The sequence below is a fragment of the Burkholderia sp. BCC1640 genome (assembly GCF_902833125.1).
GTDB lineage: Bacteria > Pseudomonadota > Gammaproteobacteria > Burkholderiales > Burkholderiaceae > Burkholderia > Burkholderia diffusa.
In genome coordinates, this window is record NZ_CADFEF010000092.1 from 1 (window position 1) to 1,307 (window position 1,307).

The following is a 1,307-nucleotide window of genomic DNA, read 5'->3' on the forward strand; positions in this document are numbered from 1 at the left end:
CTGTCCACCTCGACTTCGACCGGCATCAACTCGTTGTCCACGGGCTTGAGCTCGACCAACAGTTCGGTGGCCTCGCTCTCGACCTCCACGTCGACGGGTCTGTCGTCGGCGAACAGCTCGATTTCGTCGCTCTCGACCTCGACCTCGACGGGTATCAACTCGCTGTCCACAGGCTTGAGCTCGACCGATAGCTCGGTCGCTTCGCTGTCGACCTCCACGTCGACCGGCCTCTCATCGGCGAACAGCTCGATCAGCTCGCTCTCGACGTCGACCTCGACCGGCATCAACTCGCTGTCGACCGGCCTCAGCTCGACCAACAGCTCGGTGACTTCGCTGTCGACTTCCACGTCGACCGGCCTGTCGTCGGCGAACAGCTCGATCTCGTCGCTGTCCACTTCGACCTCGACCGGCATCAATTCGCTGTCCACGGGCCTCAGCTCAACCGATAGCACGGTGGCTTCGCTGTCGACTTCGACGTCGACCGGTCTGTCGTCGGCAACCAGCTCGATCAGCTCCCTGTCCACCTCGACTTCGACCGGCCTCTCGTCGGCCAATAGCTCGATCAGCTCGCTCTCGACGTCGACCTCGACCGGCATCAACTCGTTGTCCACGGGCCTGAGCTCGACCAACAGCTCGGTGGCGTCGCTCTCGACCTCCACGTCGACGGGTCTCTCGTCGGCAACCAGCTCGATCAGCTCGCTGTCCACCTCGACTTCGACCGGTATCAACTCGCTGTCCACGGGCCTCAGCTCAACCGATAGCACGGTGGCTTCGCTGTCGACCTCCACGTCGACCGGCCTCTCGTCGGCAACCAGCTCGATCAGCTCGCTGTCCACGTCGACCTCGACCGGTATCAACTCGCTGTCCACGGGCCTCAGCTCGACCGATAGCACAGTGGCTTCGCTGTCGACCTCCACGTCGACCGGTCTGTCGTCGGCAACCAGCTCGATCAGCTCGTTGTCCACGTCGACCTCGACCGGCATCAGCTCCTTGTCCACGGGCCTCAGCTCGACCGACAGCTCGGTCGCTTCGCTGTCGACCTCCACGTCGACGGGCCTCTCGTCGGCGAATAGCTCGATCAGCTCGCTGTCCACCTCGACTTCGACCGGCCTCTCGTCGGCCAATAGCTCGATCAGCTCCCTGTCCACGTCGACCTCGACCGGCATCAACTCGCTGTCCACCGGCCTCAGCTCGACCGATAGCACGGTGGCTTCGCTGTCGACCTCTACGTCGACCGGCCTCTCGTCGGCAACCAGCTCGATCAGCTCGCTGTCCACGTCGACCTCGACCGGCATCAACTCGCTGTC

1 pseudogene is annotated in these 1,307 nt (G+C 63.7%); it reads left to right on the plus strand.

From position 1 onward, the window contains the following. Positions 1-1,307 (plus strand): annotated as a pseudogene (locus HWX25_RS32585) (hemagglutinin); the annotation flags it as partial.